We start from the raw sequence: 15,654 nt of genomic DNA, 5'->3' as shown, positions 1-15,654 counted from the left end.
TTTCAAGCTATGCGAGCTCCTTTACTTTCTTTAAATTACCAAAATCATCTCGCGTATTGTCTATGGGAGTCTCAAGTATAATGGGAATGTTTCTCTTGTTAGCCAGCTTTATGACTGCAGCCATGCCTTTCTCACCTATCTTTCCAAGTCCTATGTGCTCGTGCCTGTCAAGATTTGAGCCAAGCTCGCCCTTTGAGTCATTGAGGTGGAGTATCTTCAAATTATCAAATCCCACACTGGTATCAAATTTTTTGAATGTCTCTGCAACATCTTTTTCCGTCCTCAAATCATATCCGTATGCAAACGCATGGCAGGTATCAAAGCAGACACCGAACCTGTTCTTTGGTTTTATCTGGGAGAGTATTTCACCCCACTGATCAAAGTCAGAGCCAACAGAGTTTTTCTGTCCTGCGGTATTCTCAAGCAGTATTGTTACGTCGTTTTTCACACTTGCAGCCTTTGTAAAGGCATCCGCAAGTTGCTTTATCCCCTTCTGCTCCCCCTCTCCCATATGACTGCCAAGATGAGCTACAAGGTATGGAATCCCAAGCTTGCCGCATCTTTCGACTTCCTTTACCAGAACCTGAACCGATTTGGCATGAGTTGCTGCATTGGGCGATGCCAGATTCGGCAGATATGGCATATGCACAACGGTGGCATCAACGTCGATCTTACTTGAGGCAAGTTTTTCCTTGAACTCCTTGGCGTCCTTCTCAGGTATGTCTTTTGCAGTCCACATACGTGGGCTGCGCGTGAAAATCTGAAACGCAGAGCAGTCTCTTTCTATTGCGTTATCAACTGCAGCGGAAATTGAGCCTGAGATAGAAACGTGGACGCCTACGCGCATACCTTGCAGATATTTTTGAATAATTTAAACCGACACCCATTTGGAGGCAACTGGCAGCAAGACCTCAGATTTTTAATGGCAATCGACGTGATTAACTCTGTGCTAATACTGGGAAGAGAAGAGATTGCCAGATACCCGTTTTTGACTGAAGCTGGTAACTATCTTAGAGAGAAAGGTTTTACACTGGAGCAGTTTGCCAAGGACGAGGATTTGCAGCCAATAGTGGACCTTGCCGTAAGAAGAATCGAGACGGCAGCAGACGGGAAGATATTCAATTCAGATTTTAGCATAAAAAACCTTGACATGGAAGTATTTTCATTTCTTATCGCAGTCGTTCTGCTCAAACAAAGCGGAATGAACACCCTGATCAAAAGATTCTCTCTTGCGGAAGCAAGGCGAGCAGAAAGATTCCTTGAGCGAGATCTTAACGATTCTGCAAACAAGACAAGCGAGCTTGCAATAAAAATAATCCGTGAGCTTTTCTCTATGAATATCACAAAAAACAGCGACTATTTTGTAATTCCGGCCTCAGATTATCTAAAGCATGCAGTACATTTTCACGAGCAAGAGTGGAAACTGGTAAACAGGCTGGTAGACAATGGTAGCGTGTTTCTTACCGCTCATGAGACTGTCAGGCTGATCAGAAAAGAGCTTGACAATTTTATAAGCTCAAAGATCCGCTCTTCCAGCATACCTGATGTTGCCGAATCATTCAGACAACCAGTAGAACAGCTCTTGTTACTAGCAAAAAAGTTCAACGTCCAGATAGTCGAGACAACGGAATATCCGCCTTGCATAAAGCATGCAATGGAGATAATGAACAAGGGAGAGAACCTTCCCCACTCAGGCAGGTTCATGCTTGCAACGTATCTTCTTAACAAGGGTCAGAGTATAGAAGAGATCGCCCCACTATTCAAGAATGCACCTGATTATAACGAAAAAATAACTCTATACCAGCTAAAACATCTTGCAGGTAACTTTGGAAGTGGCACCAAATACGCGTGTCCATCATGCGAGAAGCTCAGAAGCGAGAACCTTTGCTTTGCAATACCAGAATGCAACAATATAATCAACCCGCTACAGTTTGGCAGGAAGAAAGTAAATGCATGAAAAAGACGCAAAATTCCTTGAAGAGTCATTCAAGAAATATTATTTTGAGCATTTTGATCTGATTCGCACGCCGCCAAATCCGCAGATGCGCGAGTTCGGATACCAGAAATTCAACTCTGGCATGAACAGGCACATCTCGCTAAAGTCGGACAAGGAGCTGCACTTGATGCTCATGACAAACATTCCGTCTGATGTTTATTGCTCAAATGCAAGATACTCGTTTCCGAACCTGCCTATGGCAGAAAAGGACTGGCAGGGAGCTGATCTCATCTTTGATATCGATGCCAAAGACCTCAATCTGCCCTGCAGGACTGGACACACATGCAAGATCTGCACTGACTGCAAAAACGTATTTCTTGCAGAACCGCAATGCCCAGCATGCAACTCTACAAAACATGAAAAGACATCAGTTCTATGCACTGACTGCATTTCAGCTGCAAAGAACGAGGTAAGAAAACTGATAGCAATTCTTGTTACCGATCTTGGAATAAAAAAGGACGATATTGCCATTTATTTTTCGGGCAATGAAGGGTTCCACATATACGTTACAAACTCCGAGTATGAAAAACTCGAATCAAGGGAGCGATCGGACCTTGTCGACTATATCATGTTCAAGGGTGTAATGCCAGAAACATTCGGCGCCAAGGCATCCGACTTTACAAAATCAAAATTCCCGGACCTTGACGAGAAGGGATGGCCGGGAAGAATGGCAAAGGAATTATTTGGCTCAAAATCAAACAGGGCCAAGGTATCAAAGCAGCTTATCTCGGAAGGATACCTTGCATTAAAAAAGAGAATCGATGCACTACAAAAATCGATCGGAGTCCAGATAGACCCAAACGTGACTATTGATGTTCACAGGATATTCCGGTTGGGCGGCACTATAAACAGCAAAAGCGGCCTCACAAAGATGGCATGCTCTGATATTGCAAAATTCAACCCTGGCGTCGATGCCTGTCTGATAGACGGGGATGCGGTGGCAGTCACCGCGTCCTGCCCGGTGACATTTAAGCTTAAAAACAAAAAATTCGGCCCATACAAAAAAGATCGGGTAGAGATACCAAAGTACGCCGCAGTCTATATGCTCTGCAAGGGGTATGCTACATTATCATAAAACATGCCCAACACACCAAAAACTGAGCATTATGGAGGCTAAGACATTAATTTGTCCACAAAGGAGCTACTTTGATTTTGTATAGCTCATCGACCGAATCTAACGCGCCGCAGCCAGACGCAGGTAGATACATACGACTTGGAATAATTGCCGCAATAGGCATAATAGTGCTTGTTATAGTCGGCAACCAAGGCGTCATACTGGCCATGAACATGGCCGAGTTCGGCGAGCAGTTCACAAAACCGCTTCACTATTCCATAATCTCAGCACTTGTCCTCTCTGCAATAGCACTCATAAACGTGGATGTCAAAAACCGCTCCTCGATATTCTGGTATGCCGTGCATGTGGCCATCACATTCCTGAACAGAACCACACATGATCCGGTATCAAGAAACATTTCCAATTTTCGTGATTATAGGTTAAGCGTTCCCCAATTTGTAATATGGCAGATAACAAAGATCTTCCTCTTTGGCGTATTCTTTGTGAACATTATGTTCGGACTTGCAATCGCGTATCTTATGGACGGCAACGATCTTGGAGTGGAAAACCTGCCGCAGATATTTACACTGCCGTTTGTAACACCACAAACAATCAATGCCACAGATGCAGTCATACCGCTCATACCTGCGCTGACAATCCTTATTCCTCCAATACTTGCAGTAATCGGCGTAAGGCTTGCAATCTATGTCGGCCTGCACTCAATAGTGAAGGTGATCACCTCTTACATATCTGACTCGATGCAGGGCAAGCCCAAATTCCTCAACTATGTCTCCACTATAGAAGGAGTGATAGGAATAGGCATAGTCTGGGCAGGCATTAACATGTTCTTTACCCCACAGATTGACTACAACACCAAGTATGCAATAGGAGGTACTCTGGCAGCAGGTTTTGTACTGATCGCATTTTCAATATTTGATAAATTCAGGTCCAAGGTGCTAACGCATCCAATTAAGCGAGACATCTATGTACGCGTGTTTGCATTAATTGCAATTGCAATCATTGCTGGCTCTATCATGGCAGTCAATAACAGTATTGCCGATGCCAGAAAAATAGAGTTCCTTGGCCCGTACACAAAGCAGCAAATAGATGTCAACCGCTACCTTGGCGAGCTTGACAAAATCAAGATCACCACAAACGATGTCAAGCTGACATCCGTATCGCCAAACAACATACGAAGTTACATATCGCAAAATAACGACGTGCTCAATTCTGTTAGAATCTGGGACTGGGAGGCAGCGTTTGCCAAGATGAAGCCGGAGATAGGACTTATTCCGTACCTTGACTTTGAGGACAATGACATACTCAGATTTAACAACACACTGTACTGGACTGCTTCCATGAAGCCTGTGCTCCCGCCTACGGTAAGCCTTGAGAACAGATGGTACAACGAGCATCTAGTATACACTCACGTTCCAAATGGATTCCTTACCCTTGATGCAACCACAGGTCAATCGGTGGAAAGCAGCAGGCTCTTCTCCCAGAGAACAATCTACTATGGTGAAGGAGGCCTGTTTGCGGACAACTGGTCTGCATACCCTACAAATCGTGGGGATGTAAGTGCAGAGCTTAACAACGCGTTTTACGCCGGAAGGGGAGGTATCACAGTATCACCACCCACAAGCTATGTCTTTGAGCCAAACTTCCTTCTTTCATTTCCAGCAGATTCTGTTCACGTAATGAGGTACAAGGATGTATACTCTAGAATGAGCACCCTGTATCCGTATTTCCTGTATAATTTATTCGGCCAGCAGCTTGACTTTTTCCCCGTAACTGATGGCCAGAACACTTACTGGCTCATGCCGCTAATAGTCGGGTTTGACACACATGCCGTTCCCTGGTCAATGGGCAACCCGTACCTACGACTGATTGGATTTGCTTTGATTGACACGTATCATGGAGACATCACCCTGATCAAGTACGGCGATGATTATTTTGCAAACATAATAGAGAGTCAATATGGAGACAAGTTCCATCCGATGCCGGCTTGGCTCTCTGATCAGCTAAGATACCCGCAAGAGCTCTTCACATGGAAGACGGAAATGTTCAACATCTATCATGTCACAGACACTGAAAAGTTCATTCAGGCAAGCGAATTCTACGTCATTCCAACCAATCTGGAAGCATACTATATCAACGCCAAACCTCCGGGATTTGATAGCGTCAAGTTCCTTGGGTTACTGTCGCTTGAGCAAAGGGGAGGACAGGGAAGAAACCTCTCAGGATACATGATAGTTGAGAACGATCTGGCCACATTTGGCAATATGCAGTTCTACGAGGTACCAAGGGATTCAGCTACAAAACTGATTGGCCCAACAGCTGTAAGGGAAGCGCTTGACAAGGACAGCGAGTTTGCGCAACTAAAGACACTACTTCGAACTCCGAGAATAGGCGATAACATACTGTATCAGGTAGGCCAGCACGATGTTTACTTTATTCCAGTATACACTGCAGGCTCTGGCGGAGGCGTCGTAGCCCAGCTTGGGACTATAGCAGCAGTGGGCGCTGCATTTAACGGTGAATACTATGTAGGCCTTGGCAATACGCCGCAGGAGGCATTTGAGACCTATCTGCGTGAGCTGGCAGGAGTTGTATCACCATCATCGCAGCAAGCCGAAGTAGGATTCAACAAGGATGAGAGAATAAAAACCGTCCGTACAATATTTGAGGAGCGTGGATTGGAGATTGTCACGCCGACATCACTGCAGGTGCCGCTCTCGTTCAAGGAAGGAGACGTGTCACTGTTTAGCAGGGCGGACATGGATACGACAAACGAGCTTCTAAACAAGTTCATCTCAGAACATGTCACTGCAGGTACCAAACGAGTACTCTTGTGGCAAGATGAGGAGGCAATAAACTTGGGCGTCATCAAGACAGTAGATGGAATACCTGAATTGCACTATATCACAATCGATGTCGGCAAGTAAAACGAGCGCCTGTAGTTACGGCTCTATTATGATGGGTATTCCAAACGCCGAAAGTGTATCGCACCCTTCCGTTCCGTCTGCTGGGTGTACTGTCCACATAAAGTACTCACCTGCCGGACCGCTAAAGAATATGGTACCTTCCCAGCCAGGCTGACCATCAAGCTCTTTTATGGTGCTTGTGTGAGTAAATGATCCTTTCTTACCTGTACCTGCCAAGACATCATCACCGCTTTCTGGAAAGTCTATGGGCAGGGCCCCCTTTGGAAGAGACACTAGATCGATTCTCTTGTTATCGTCATTTGATGCTGCTTTGAACCATGGATTCCATGCAACCAGATTGGTAAACCACGTCCTATCAAAAAAGAAAAAATCCCTACTTGTAAAGCCCAGCTTCATCTTGGCCGCCTCATAGGTGTTGCCATCGACACACTCATCTTGTATCTTATAGTCTACCTTGAGAGTCTGCTTGGAATTCCCAGTATAGTGAGCCTTTACGTAATAGTCTATTAGACCATCATTGTTAAAATCAAAATGATTCGTATTTTTGTCGGAAACATAGATGGGGGCTTTGCCCTTGCCAAGAACAACAAGATCCGCATCAGCTACATTGACTCCTACAATACCTATCATTATTAGCAGCAAAGCAAGTGATTTCAAACGTTTCCAATTTATTGTTCGCTCTATAAAAGCTTGAAGCCACACTTTATGCTCACAAATAAAAGAAGTTCTTGCTGAACATATGCGTGCTACTGCTAGTTGACAACGGCTCGGTCTTTACGGGTAATATTGCGGAATTCCTTGCACTAAAGAAAATAAAGTTTCAGCTTGTTCCGTTCGACAGGTTATACGAAGACGACTTTGCAAAGTTCAACTCGTTCATACTCTCTGGAAGACGTACAAACAACCAGCAGATGAACGCGATAAACTCAAAGCTGATAAATCATTCCATATATGAGAAAAAACCGCTACTTGGCATATGTTATGGCGCAGAGATCCTAGCTTTGACAGTAGGTGGAACTATAAGGAAAATGAATGCCGTACAAAAGGGACCTGGCACGATTAAGACCATACGGGAAAATCCGCTGTGTAGTGGAATGATAAACGTGTACCAGAGCCACAGCTACGAGATATCGCAGCTTGGCAAGCATCTTGTTCACCTTGGCGAGTCTGCAAACTGCAGATATGAACTCATACAGTACAAAGACTCTGAAATATTCGGAACGCAGTTCCATCCTGAAATGACTGATGATGGGCTCAAAATAATCGAAAACTTTGCATCCCTGATCAGTTTTAATACAAAATGAGGCGTCTCAGATCATGAGCGAGCACGAGCTTTTACTTCCTGCAGTCGCAGAGGAAAACATCTGTCTGCCGCTTGCGGTAAGCGCGGTATCGCAATACTGGAACGTAAACCTGCCTATTGCAGAAGCAAAAGAGATAGCAAAAAAATATCCGAACATGCACGGCAGCATATTAATTGAAGGAATAGAACTTGCCGAAAGACACGGCCTTGGCAGCCTCATACTGCATTCCACACTCTCTGAGCTCAAAAAGGTAATCGATATGGGCGTACCTCCAATAGTAATACTACCTGGGCTGTTTGAGACTGTCCAGCATGCATCGGTCATATCTGGGTATGATGAAAAGGAAAAATCAATCATACACTATATGCCTCAACCTGACCAGATAGGAGTAATACCTGAAAAACAGTTTGACAAGCTGTGGGAAGAAGATGGAAGGCTTATGATACTCTTGGCACCATCCGATATAATATCTAAAATAAAGACTGAAAATAAATCGAAGGAAAAATCAAACAGACTCTGTTTTGTATCAGAGAAACTCAACTTGCAAAACAGAAAGGAAGAGGCAATAAAGACTCTCAGGGAGGCAATCACAATTGACGGCTCCAACTCCACTGCATTGTGCCTGCTTGGCGGAATATACAATGAGAAGAACATGCAAGAATGCGTACAGTATTACGAGCAGAGCATAAAACACAACAATTCATGTTACCTTGCATACCGGGGACTGGGAAACTATTATTTGAAGACAAAACAATACGACAAGGCCGACTCTTACTATACCAAGGCAATCAAGATAAACCCGACAAGATTTGGACCTATCTACAAGAATCGAGGCATAACAAGACTGGAGCAGAACAAGAAAAAAGAAGCAAAAGAAGACTTTGAGAGCTATCTAAAACACATGCCAAATGCAAAAGACAAAGAAAGTATAATGCAGGCAATAAAAGAGCTATAGAGTGCGGAGTGCGGGAATTGAACCCGCGACCTTCAGCTTGGGAAGCTGACGTCCTGCCAGGCTGGACTAACTCCGCTCACATTACGGTGGTTTTTTAGATATTTCTAGTAATTGACTTGGCGTAATAGCTTATTTTACACAAATCCGATTTTTGGATAAGTGTAAATAATTTCAAATCTATAGCATATCATGGATGCCAAGTGCCCTGAATGTGAAAGACCGGCAACAGTAGACGATAATATGGAATACATCAAGTGTCCACACTGCAGCTTTGAGGCAGACTATGAAAGATATCTTGAGATAATGAAGGACAAGGCGCTAAACATGGCAGCTGACTATATCCCAAAAAGACCGGGATTCTGATATTACCAAAAGGATCCCTTGTCAGAGCAATCAAGGTGGGCACCACAGTTATTACAAATCATGTGGCATGCCTGCATGTCTGTCATCTTATTATTGCACCTTGGACAAACGATCTCCTCTTTCATCCGTATAAAATAACCCGAATGAAACTAAAAATTTTCCTCCAAAGGTTAATTAGTTGCTCAGATTTTTTGAGCAATACTTGGCTAACTTTAAGCTCACAGTATCGGACAAGAAAGGAAAATCCCAATCAAAGGAGCTAAAAGACAAAGAAGCAAACGTACTTGTCGGCCTGCACATAGGCAACGAGATTGATGCTGCCATAGTGGGCCTTGCAGGAAAGCTCAAGATCACTGGCGGCAGTGACAAATCTGGCATCCCGATGAGGGACGATATCTATGGCTCTGCAAGAAAGCCCGTTTTGCTCTCAAAGGGAGTGGGGCTCAAGAATGTCGAGAAGGGAGAGCGAAGAAGGCGACTTATACGCGGAAACACCATCTCAGAAGAAATCTACCAGATAAACTGTGCATATGATGGCGAGCTCAAAATAGAGCAAGCTCCAAAAGAAGAAGAAAAAAAGGCATAGATTAACATAACAGCATTTTTGCAGATTACTAATGCACTGGCGCGACACACTTCCTGACTGGTATGTAAAAAAATACGGATACCAACCATGCGTGAACATCGGCACTGCAGGTCATGTAGACCACGGCAAGACCACACTTATTCAGGCTCTTACAGGTACATGGACCAGCATTCACAGCCAGGAGCTAAAACGGGGAATCACTATTCGAGTGGGTTATTCTGATGCCGCATTCTACAAGTGCAAGAACTGCGAGCCTCCTCTTGGATATTCGACAACGCCAAAATGCCCCAACTGCGGCGCAGAAAGCGAACTATCGCGAGTAGTAAGCTTCGTTGACAGCCCTGGTCACGAAAGCCTGATGGCAAACATGCTTTCCGGTGCGGCATTGATGGACGGAGCAATGCTTCTTGTTGCGGCAAACCAAAAAGTACCGCAGCCGCAAACAAAGGAGCACCTTCTGGCATTACAGATACTTGGTATACAGCAGATAGTAATAGTCCAAAACAAGGTGGATTTAATATCATACAAGGAGGCAACTGCAAACTATTCTGATATTGTCAAGTTTGTCAAGGGAACCAAGGCCGCAAAATCTCCAATCATTCCAATTTCAGCGCAGTCCCGCCTGAACATAGATGCCCTCATTGGAGCAATAGAGGATACAATACCGACGCCAAAAAGAATAGAGTCAAAAGAGCCGGTAATGCATGTCCTAAGATCGTTTGACGTTAACAAGCCTGGCACCAGAATCAAGGAAATCAAGGGTGGTGTCATAGGGGGAAGCCTCACACAGGGACTGTTCTCAGTCGGCGAGGAAGTTGAAATCAAACCAGGAATTGTAAATCCTAAAAAGAACAGCTACGAGCCAATCATAACTGAGATTGTTTCGCTTGGAACTGCGGCAGGAATAGTCGACTCGGTAAAGCCGGGCGGCCTAGTTGCAATAGGAACAAAACTGGACCCTTCCATGACGCGCAGTGATTCGCTAGTAGGCTCTGTAATAGGCAAGCCGGGAACCTTACCTGACAACTCGTCTGAGGCAAGGCTTGAGGTAAATCTGTTTGATTCTGCGGTTGGAACTGTAAATGACATCAAGGTAACACCAATACAGGCAGGGGAATCACTACGCCTTAACATTGGCACCGCACCAGTTCTTGCCAAGGTTAGCAAGGTAAAGGCAGAGAAAATCGAGGTCCAGTTCAAAAGACCGGTATGCCTCTTTGATAACAGCAACGTGGCAATCAGCAGAAAAATCGAAGACAGATGGAGACTCATTGGTGCAGGCACAGTTGGTTGAGGTAATATGCGATACCAGCTTTCTAATTCATCTAGCTAATAACAGAATAAAGAACCTATCATCAATTGATGCTGAGATAGGCAGCATTCAGTTTGTAGTGCCTGACACGGTACTTGCAGAGCTGGCCAAGCTTGCACAAAATCAGGAAAAAAAATCGGCCGCAGAAGCTACGCTCTCCTACATAAAGACATTCAAGACAGTCAAGCTTGGCGGAAGATTTGCGGATGCGGAATTTGTCTCATATATAAAAAAGCATGGTGGCATAGTGGCCACGATGGACAAGGAGCTCAAATCAAAATTAAAAAAATCTGGAGGCTCGGTGATCTCTATCTCAAATAACAAGATAGTCCTAGAGTAATTCTATGGTGCAAACGTCCCACATAGTGAAGTTTGCGCAATGATGTGATTTTGCATCGCTTCCTCAACTTGCTTTTTTGTAGCTCCACTTGGAAGAGATAACCTAGAATTCAGTGCGTATAATTTGAAGATGTATGTGTGCCTTTTGTCAGGTGGTGCAGGCCCGCCATATCCTATCTGGCCAAAGTCTGTCATCCCAAGTACTGCGCCACTTGGAACTGTAGATTCTGCTATATCTGCAGTGTTTGGATCGATGTTCCAGACTATCCAGTGAACCCATAATTTGCCTACTGCGCCCATTGCATCAGGATCGTCCATTATAAGAACAAGTGATTTTGTTCCTTCTGGAACGTCCCTTATCTTGAGGGGTGGACTGGCATTACCGTTTTTGTATCCGTATTTTTTTGGGATTTCTTTTCCATCCTCAAATGCAGGGCTTTGTAAAATCAAGTTATATGCACGAATGTATGCTCCCAAAGTTAAATTTTTCTGCCATGATTTGTATTCTGATGCAAGGCGCAAGCCCAAAAGAGTAATAAGCGCATATTCGAGGATAGAATCAATTGCTTTCTAACAAAACCCTATTCAAGATAGGAAATTTCGAGTTCTCACTACATCATCTGTTGATAATAGGCGTACTTTCTCTCTCATTTAGCATATCTGCCATGATAAGGTCGCAAGCAGCAGATTATGGATTCCAGCTAAACGAGTTTGATCCGTTCTTCAACTATAGGGCAACCAAATTCATCGTAGAGAACGGCCTTGCAGAATATTCTACATGGCATGATGACATGAGCTGGTATCCAGTAGGGAGAGATATCTCTGCTACTTCTCAAGTCATGTTGCACATCACAGCAGCCATCACTTATCAGATATTTGCAGGAGGCTCGGATCTGTATGGATTTACAATAGTTTTTCCGGTTGTATTTGGCTCGCTTACAGCTATAATCATATTTGCGCTGGTCAGAGTAATAGGTGGAACAACAGCGGGTCTCTTTGCGGCACTGCTCTACTCAGTATCCCTACCTGTAATTACAAGAGGCACGATTGGATGGTTCAAATCCGAACCATTAGGACTGTTTTATGGTCTTTTGGCATTGTATCTTTTTCTTAGCGGCCTCAAATCCACATCAAAGCGTATAGCTGCAGTAAAGCTAATTGGAGGAGGAATATTCCTTGGATTTTCTTTCTCCGCTTGGGGAGGCAGCGAGTTTCTTTTATTGCCAATAGGCATGTACATAATGACACTTCCATTTCTAAGAAAGGATGGCAAATTCCTCGCATGGGCGATGCCTCTTTTTCTGCTAGGTACAGTAATTGCAACTATGCCATTTGAAAGACCTGGACTGGATCTATTTACAAAGCCAAACGGACTCATACTTATAGGGTCCACCGCTTTTGTTGTGGCGTGTTCATTCATTCAAAAACTTAATCCGCAGAAACAAAATCGAAACTCTGCTTTACTTCTGATTGCCATAATTATTGCAGGAATTGCAATACTCTCATCCGGGGTTCTTAATATGCCAAGCTTCAGATATCTGAATGCTGTAAATCCGTTTTTAACAACAATTGATCCATTAGTTGACTCTGTGGCAGAACATGCTACCACATCAATATTCCAATCATTTTTGTTCCATTCAGTGATTATGATTTTTGGAGGAATTGGGTCTTGGCTTATCTTTAGGAATATTCTAAATGTAGATAATCAAAGACGAGACGTCCATGCATTTGCATTGATCTTTGGCTTACTGGGCGCCTACATAAGCTCTGCATTTGTAAGACTGGAGCTTTTTTCATCATTGGGTCTTATAATACTCAGTTCTGTAGGACTAGCAATACTTACAAAAGAAATGTTTAGACCGGAAAGACAGCAAAATAAAAAAATAATACGTGGCCATCCCAAAACACTCAAAATATCATATTCAGTGATAATCACGATCTTGCTTATTATGCCACTAATGATACCTGTTGGAACCAACTGGGTTAGCGGTGCAAAAGCTCCACCTACAATTCTAAATGGTGGAAGCAATTACAATGTTGCCACAACCGATTGGCTTGACGCAATGAATTGGATTAAAAATAATACTCCTAAAGATGCTGTGATTGCTGCTTGGTGGGACTATGGTTACTGGATTACCACGTTGGGGGAAAGAACATCTCTTGCCGACAATGCAACTTTGAGTACGGAGAGAATACAACAACTAGCAAGAATACTTTTAAGCTCACCTGATGAAGCTTGGAATCTTTTACAACAGATGGATGCAGATTACATTCTGATTTATGTTGCAGCCCAGCGCATAAACAACGAAGAGCCACCGCTTTTCCTTGTACAAGGGGGAGGCGATGAAAGTAAAAAACAGTGGTTTATGCGAATTGGAGGATACGATGAGACAAGATACCTATACAGTGACGGTCTTAGTGCTACGCCTGAATTCTGGAACGAAACATTGCTAGGCAGGCTAATACCGTTCACAACACTTGCATACGTTGACATTCCAAACCAAAGACAAGCTGATTCGTATCTCCCAGGTTTTACGCCAGTTTATTCTGATGATATAAAATTTCCAGAAGATTCAACAGGACCGTTCAAATTAGCATACATTTCAAGTAGCTTTTTACGAAGTAATTCTGGGCCCATCAATGGCGTTCTGATTTATGAAGTAAACAAGAATTACGTTCCAGATAATCATGTGCCTCCCACCACACAACAACAAGGCGAGCCTGAAAAAACATCTGAACTCAAAACACAGACTGCCACAATTTCAACGCCCCATGGCAATATAGTAATAGCGTTAAAGCCTGATGTGGCTCCAAACACAGTTGCAAACTTTGTAAAGCTTGCAAACTCGAACTTTTATGATGGAACACTATTCCATAGGATAATAGCCGATTTCATGATTCAGGGAGGAGATCCTAACACAAAGTCAGAACCGCCACAGACTTGGGGTACGGGAGGACCAGGATACTCTATAAATGCGGAGCTAAGTAACATAAAGCACACAAAGTACATAGTATCTATGGCGCGCGGCTCTGACATTAACAGCGCCGGATCTCAATTCTTCATAATGGTTGGCGACGCACCATGGCTTGATGGCAAGTACACAGTGTTCGGCGAAGTAATAGAAGGCAAAGATGTTGTGGACAAGATTGCGGCCCTTCAGACTAACCCCAAGGATCAGCCTATGGACACTGAAAGCGCAAGAATAATCTCAATACGAGTTAACTAGATTCCTTGAATTTGTCCATTATGCGATAACGTGCATATTTATCGTCAGGAGAATACTTTGCAGGGTGCACTGTAACTGTCTTGGCATTACATTTTTCACAGTCGTCCTTCAGAGTGTATCTTTTGCACTGGGGACACTTGCGCATCTGGAATTTCAAGGCTAACTCTCTCTAGTCTTCTTGGATTCTTCCCTTGTAAAGCTGAACGTTCCGTTGTTTTTCTCTATTGCTTTTTGTATTTTCTCCAGAATTGGCTTTAGTGTCCTTTCTGCAGTCTTAAAGTCCTGCCCCTTTACGCTCAGCCTGTATTTTGGGGCTCCAATATATGTGACGTTTATGGTGGACTCTTGTCCTGCAATGGCCTCCAGGATGGCGTTTTTGATGACCTCAATGCCGTTTGAGCGGTTGCATGTAATCTCGCAGATTCCCCTTATCTCAACTGACGGTGGTTTTATCTTAGAGCTTGCCTCCTCGATTGCAGATAACACCTTCTTTGGTAGCTTTAGCTCCTCGATTGCAGATATTCCTTTTGTGACTACATCCAAAAACATATCGTAAACGAAATTATATTTTGTAAATACTGCATCTTCGATTTTCTCTACTTCCTTATCAGAGATGCCAGCAGAATCCTTAACTGCCTGCATAAGCGTCTGGCCTTTCTCGATTCTCTTTACCTCTAGTAACTTTTTCTTTTGCTGCTCTTTTGAGACCTGTTTTAGTGACAGGTCTATCTCAGATCTGTTCGGGTTTACCTTCTTGACAAGAAGTACTTTTTTCTCTCCCTCTCTGACAAACTTGCTGACGGAGCGAACCCAGCCTGGCGCAATCTCAGATACATGCAAGAATCCCTGCAGTCCACCATATTCATCAAGGCTGACATATGCACCGTGATCTGTGAGCTTTGTTATCGTGGCTACTACGATCTCGCCGATTTCTGGTAATTCTTGGGCCTCTGTTGCCAACAAAACACTGGCTTTTAGGACATAATTTAATGCTACCCTGCAGGTTTCTGATTTGTACTCAATAGTCTATGCCTTTCTTTGCGCGGATTCCACGCTGGAATGGATGCTTTACTTCCCTCATCTCTGTGACCAGGTCTGCAGCATCTATGAGCTCATCTCGTGCGTGGTTGCCGGTCAGAACTAGGCTCAAATTCTTGGGTTTGTTTCTTATCAAATCCATGACATCATCTACTGAGACCAGTCCAAGATTGACTGCATAGTTTATCTCATCCAAGATCACAATGTCGTATTTTCCGCAGAGAATCTTTTCCTTGCTTATTCTGATTGCCTCCTTTGCGATTTTTTCATGATCCTCTTTTGGCGAGCTGTCATCCATAATACCAACAAAGCCCTTGCCTACTGCAGTAAGCTCAAACTCGGGTTCCAGTCTTTTTGATGAACTCATCTCGCCATAATGCCATGATCCCTTGATGAATTGGATCATGCATGTTCTCATACCGTGGCCAGTTGCCCTGAAGGCAACTCCAAGAGCCGCTGTGGTCTTGCCCTTTCCCTTTCCTGTGTATACTATTACAAGACCGTTATCGTCTCCCATACGTGGAATTTGCATCCC

At 43.8% G+C, this 15,654-nt stretch carries 16 protein-coding genes and 1 tRNA gene; 10 read left to right on the top strand and 7 right to left on the bottom strand.

Annotated features, from left to right (window positions below; all coding sequences use genetic code 11):
• Positions 1-7: 7 nt before the first annotated feature.
• Entirely contained in the window at positions 8-847 is an 840-nt protein-coding gene (locus NITUZ_RS08620; RefSeq protein WP_048197194.1) for a deoxyribonuclease IV, read from the bottom strand.
• A gap of 99 nt (positions 848-946) precedes the next feature.
• On the opposite strand from NITUZ_RS08620, the gene NITUZ_RS08615 reads away from it, so the two are divergent.
• The 3 genes from NITUZ_RS08615 (at position 947) to NITUZ_RS08605 (ending at position 5,995) form a co-directional block, all read left to right on the top strand.
• Positions 947-1,957: a DNA primase gene (locus NITUZ_RS08615; protein WP_048197395.1), complete on the top strand. Its 1,011-nt coding sequence runs from the start codon at positions 947-949 to the stop codon at positions 1,955-1,957.
• On the top strand, positions 1,950-3,071 hold the full coding sequence (locus tag NITUZ_RS08610; RefSeq protein WP_048197193.1) for a DNA primase small subunit domain-containing protein: 1,122 nt from the start codon (positions 1,950-1,952) through the stop codon (positions 3,069-3,071). Before NITUZ_RS08615 ends, NITUZ_RS08610 begins: the two co-directional genes overlap by 8 nt.
• Positions 3,072-3,148: 77 nt before the next feature.
• A complete protein-coding gene (locus NITUZ_RS08605; protein WP_048197192.1) occupies positions 3,149-5,995 on the top strand; it encodes a UPF0182 family protein in 2,847 nt (948 codons plus the stop codon).
• Positions 5,996-6,010: 15 nt separating this feature from the next.
• On the opposite strand, the gene NITUZ_RS08600 is transcribed toward NITUZ_RS08605, so the two are convergent.
• Positions 6,011-6,652, bottom strand: a complete 642-nt coding sequence (locus NITUZ_RS08600; protein ID WP_244443855.1) for a hypothetical protein — start codon at positions 6,650-6,652, stop codon at positions 6,011-6,013.
• Between the two features lie 86 nt (positions 6,653-6,738).
• Here NITUZ_RS08600 and NITUZ_RS08595 point away from each other — a divergent pair, with 86 nt between their 5' ends.
• Positions 6,739-7,299, top strand: a complete 561-nt coding sequence (locus NITUZ_RS08595; RefSeq protein WP_048197390.1) for a type 1 glutamine amidotransferase — start codon at positions 6,739-6,741, stop codon at positions 7,297-7,299.
• Between the two features lie 13 nt (positions 7,300-7,312).
• Positions 7,313-8,254: a tetratricopeptide repeat protein gene (locus NITUZ_RS08590; protein WP_048197191.1), complete on the top strand. Its 942-nt coding sequence runs from the start codon at positions 7,313-7,315 to the stop codon at positions 8,252-8,254.
• Between the two features lie 2 nt (positions 8,255-8,256).
• On the opposite strand, the gene NITUZ_RS08585 is transcribed toward NITUZ_RS08590, so the two are convergent.
• Positions 8,257-8,330 (bottom strand) — tRNA-Gly (locus tag NITUZ_RS08585).
• Between the two features lie 113 nt (positions 8,331-8,443).
• Between NITUZ_RS08585 and NITUZ_RS08580 the strand changes: the two genes are divergently transcribed.
• The 4 genes from NITUZ_RS08580 to NITUZ_RS08565 all read left to right on the top strand — a co-directional run bounded on the left by NITUZ_RS08580 (position 8,444) and on the right by NITUZ_RS08565 (position 10,855).
• The gene (locus tag NITUZ_RS08580; protein ID WP_048197190.1) at positions 8,444-8,617 is read left to right on the top strand and encodes a hypothetical protein; all 174 of its coding nucleotides are present in this window, start codon (positions 8,444-8,446) and stop codon (positions 8,615-8,617) included.
• Positions 8,618-8,819: 202 nt separating this feature from the next.
• The gene (locus tag NITUZ_RS08575) at positions 8,820-9,203 is read left to right on the top strand and encodes a 30S ribosomal protein S6e (protein WP_048197389.1); all 384 of its coding nucleotides are present in this window, start codon (positions 8,820-8,822) and stop codon (positions 9,201-9,203) included.
• A 31-nt stretch (positions 9,204-9,234) separates the two neighbouring features.
• Positions 9,235-10,497, top strand: coding sequence for a translation initiation factor IF-2 subunit gamma (locus NITUZ_RS08570; protein ID WP_048197189.1), 1,263 nt, complete (start codon positions 9,235-9,237; stop codon positions 10,495-10,497).
• The gene (locus NITUZ_RS08565) at positions 10,478-10,855 is read left to right on the top strand and encodes a PIN domain-containing protein (RefSeq protein WP_320409007.1); all 378 of its coding nucleotides are present in this window, start codon (positions 10,478-10,480) and stop codon (positions 10,853-10,855) included. The genes NITUZ_RS08570 and NITUZ_RS08565 overlap by 20 nt, the downstream gene beginning before the upstream one ends.
• A 2-nt stretch (positions 10,856-10,857) precedes the next feature.
• Here the strand turns inward: NITUZ_RS08565 and NITUZ_RS08560 are convergent, their stop codons facing one another.
• Positions 10,858-11,304: a YbhB/YbcL family Raf kinase inhibitor-like protein gene (locus tag NITUZ_RS08560; RefSeq protein WP_048197385.1), complete on the bottom strand. Its 447-nt coding sequence runs from the start codon at positions 11,302-11,304 to the stop codon at positions 10,858-10,860.
• A 113-nt stretch (positions 11,305-11,417) separates the two neighbouring features.
• Here NITUZ_RS08560 and NITUZ_RS08555 point away from each other — a divergent pair, with 113 nt between their 5' ends.
• Positions 11,418-14,081: a peptidylprolyl isomerase gene (locus tag NITUZ_RS08555; protein ID WP_244443854.1), complete on the top strand. Its 2,664-nt coding sequence runs from the start codon at positions 11,418-11,420 to the stop codon at positions 14,079-14,081.
• Here the strand turns inward: NITUZ_RS08555 and NITUZ_RS08545 are convergent.
• The 3 genes from NITUZ_RS08545 to cobO are packed head-to-tail and all read right to left on the bottom strand — an operon-like array spanning position 14,074 to position 15,636.
• On the bottom strand, positions 14,074-14,238 hold the full coding sequence (locus NITUZ_RS08545) for an RNA-protein complex protein Nop10 (RefSeq protein ID WP_048197188.1): 165 nt from the start codon (positions 14,236-14,238) through the stop codon (positions 14,074-14,076). The genes NITUZ_RS08555 and NITUZ_RS08545 overlap by 8 nt on opposite strands.
• 2 nt (positions 14,239-14,240) lie before the next feature.
• Positions 14,241-15,041, bottom strand: a complete 801-nt coding sequence (locus tag NITUZ_RS08540) for a translation initiation factor IF-2 subunit alpha (RefSeq protein WP_048197187.1) — start codon at positions 15,039-15,041, stop codon at positions 14,241-14,243.
• 58 nt (positions 15,042-15,099) lie between these two features.
• The gene (gene cobO, locus NITUZ_RS08535) at positions 15,100-15,636 is read right to left on the bottom strand and encodes a cob(I)yrinic acid a,c-diamide adenosyltransferase (RefSeq protein WP_048197381.1); all 537 of its coding nucleotides are present in this window, start codon (positions 15,634-15,636) and stop codon (positions 15,100-15,102) included.
• Between the last annotated feature and the right edge of the window lie 18 nt (positions 15,637-15,654).

Source organism: Candidatus Nitrosotenuis uzonensis (genome assembly GCF_000723185.1).
In the GTDB taxonomy this organism is placed as follows: domain Archaea; phylum Thermoproteota; class Nitrososphaeria; order Nitrososphaerales; family Nitrosopumilaceae; genus Nitrosotenuis; species Nitrosotenuis uzonensis.
Note: the sequence above shows the minus strand (reverse complement) of the source record. Positions and strands in the feature narration are given on the sequence as shown.

Excerpts from the sequence above, each read along its gene's own strand:
- NITUZ_RS08620 (WP_048197194.1), bottom strand. The coding sequence starts at position 847 with ATGCGCGTAGGCGTCCACGTTTCTATCTCAGGCTCAATTTCCGCTGCA.
- NITUZ_RS08610 (WP_048197193.1), top strand. The coding sequence starts at position 1,950 with ATGCATGAAAAAGACGCAAAATTCCTTGAAGAGTCATTCAAGAAATAT.
- NITUZ_RS08590 (WP_048197191.1), top strand. The coding sequence starts at position 7,313 with ATGAGCGAGCACGAGCTTTTACTTCCTGCAGTCGCAGAGGAAAACATC.
- NITUZ_RS08580 (WP_048197190.1), top strand. The coding sequence starts at position 8,444 with ATGGATGCCAAGTGCCCTGAATGTGAAAGACCGGCAACAGTAGACGAT.
- NITUZ_RS08570 (WP_048197189.1), top strand. The coding sequence starts at position 9,235 with ATGCACTGGCGCGACACACTTCCTGACTGGTATGTAAAAAAATACGGA.
- cobO (WP_048197381.1), bottom strand. The coding sequence starts at position 15,636 with ATGGGAGACGATAACGGTCTTGTAATAGTATACACAGGAAAGGGAAAG.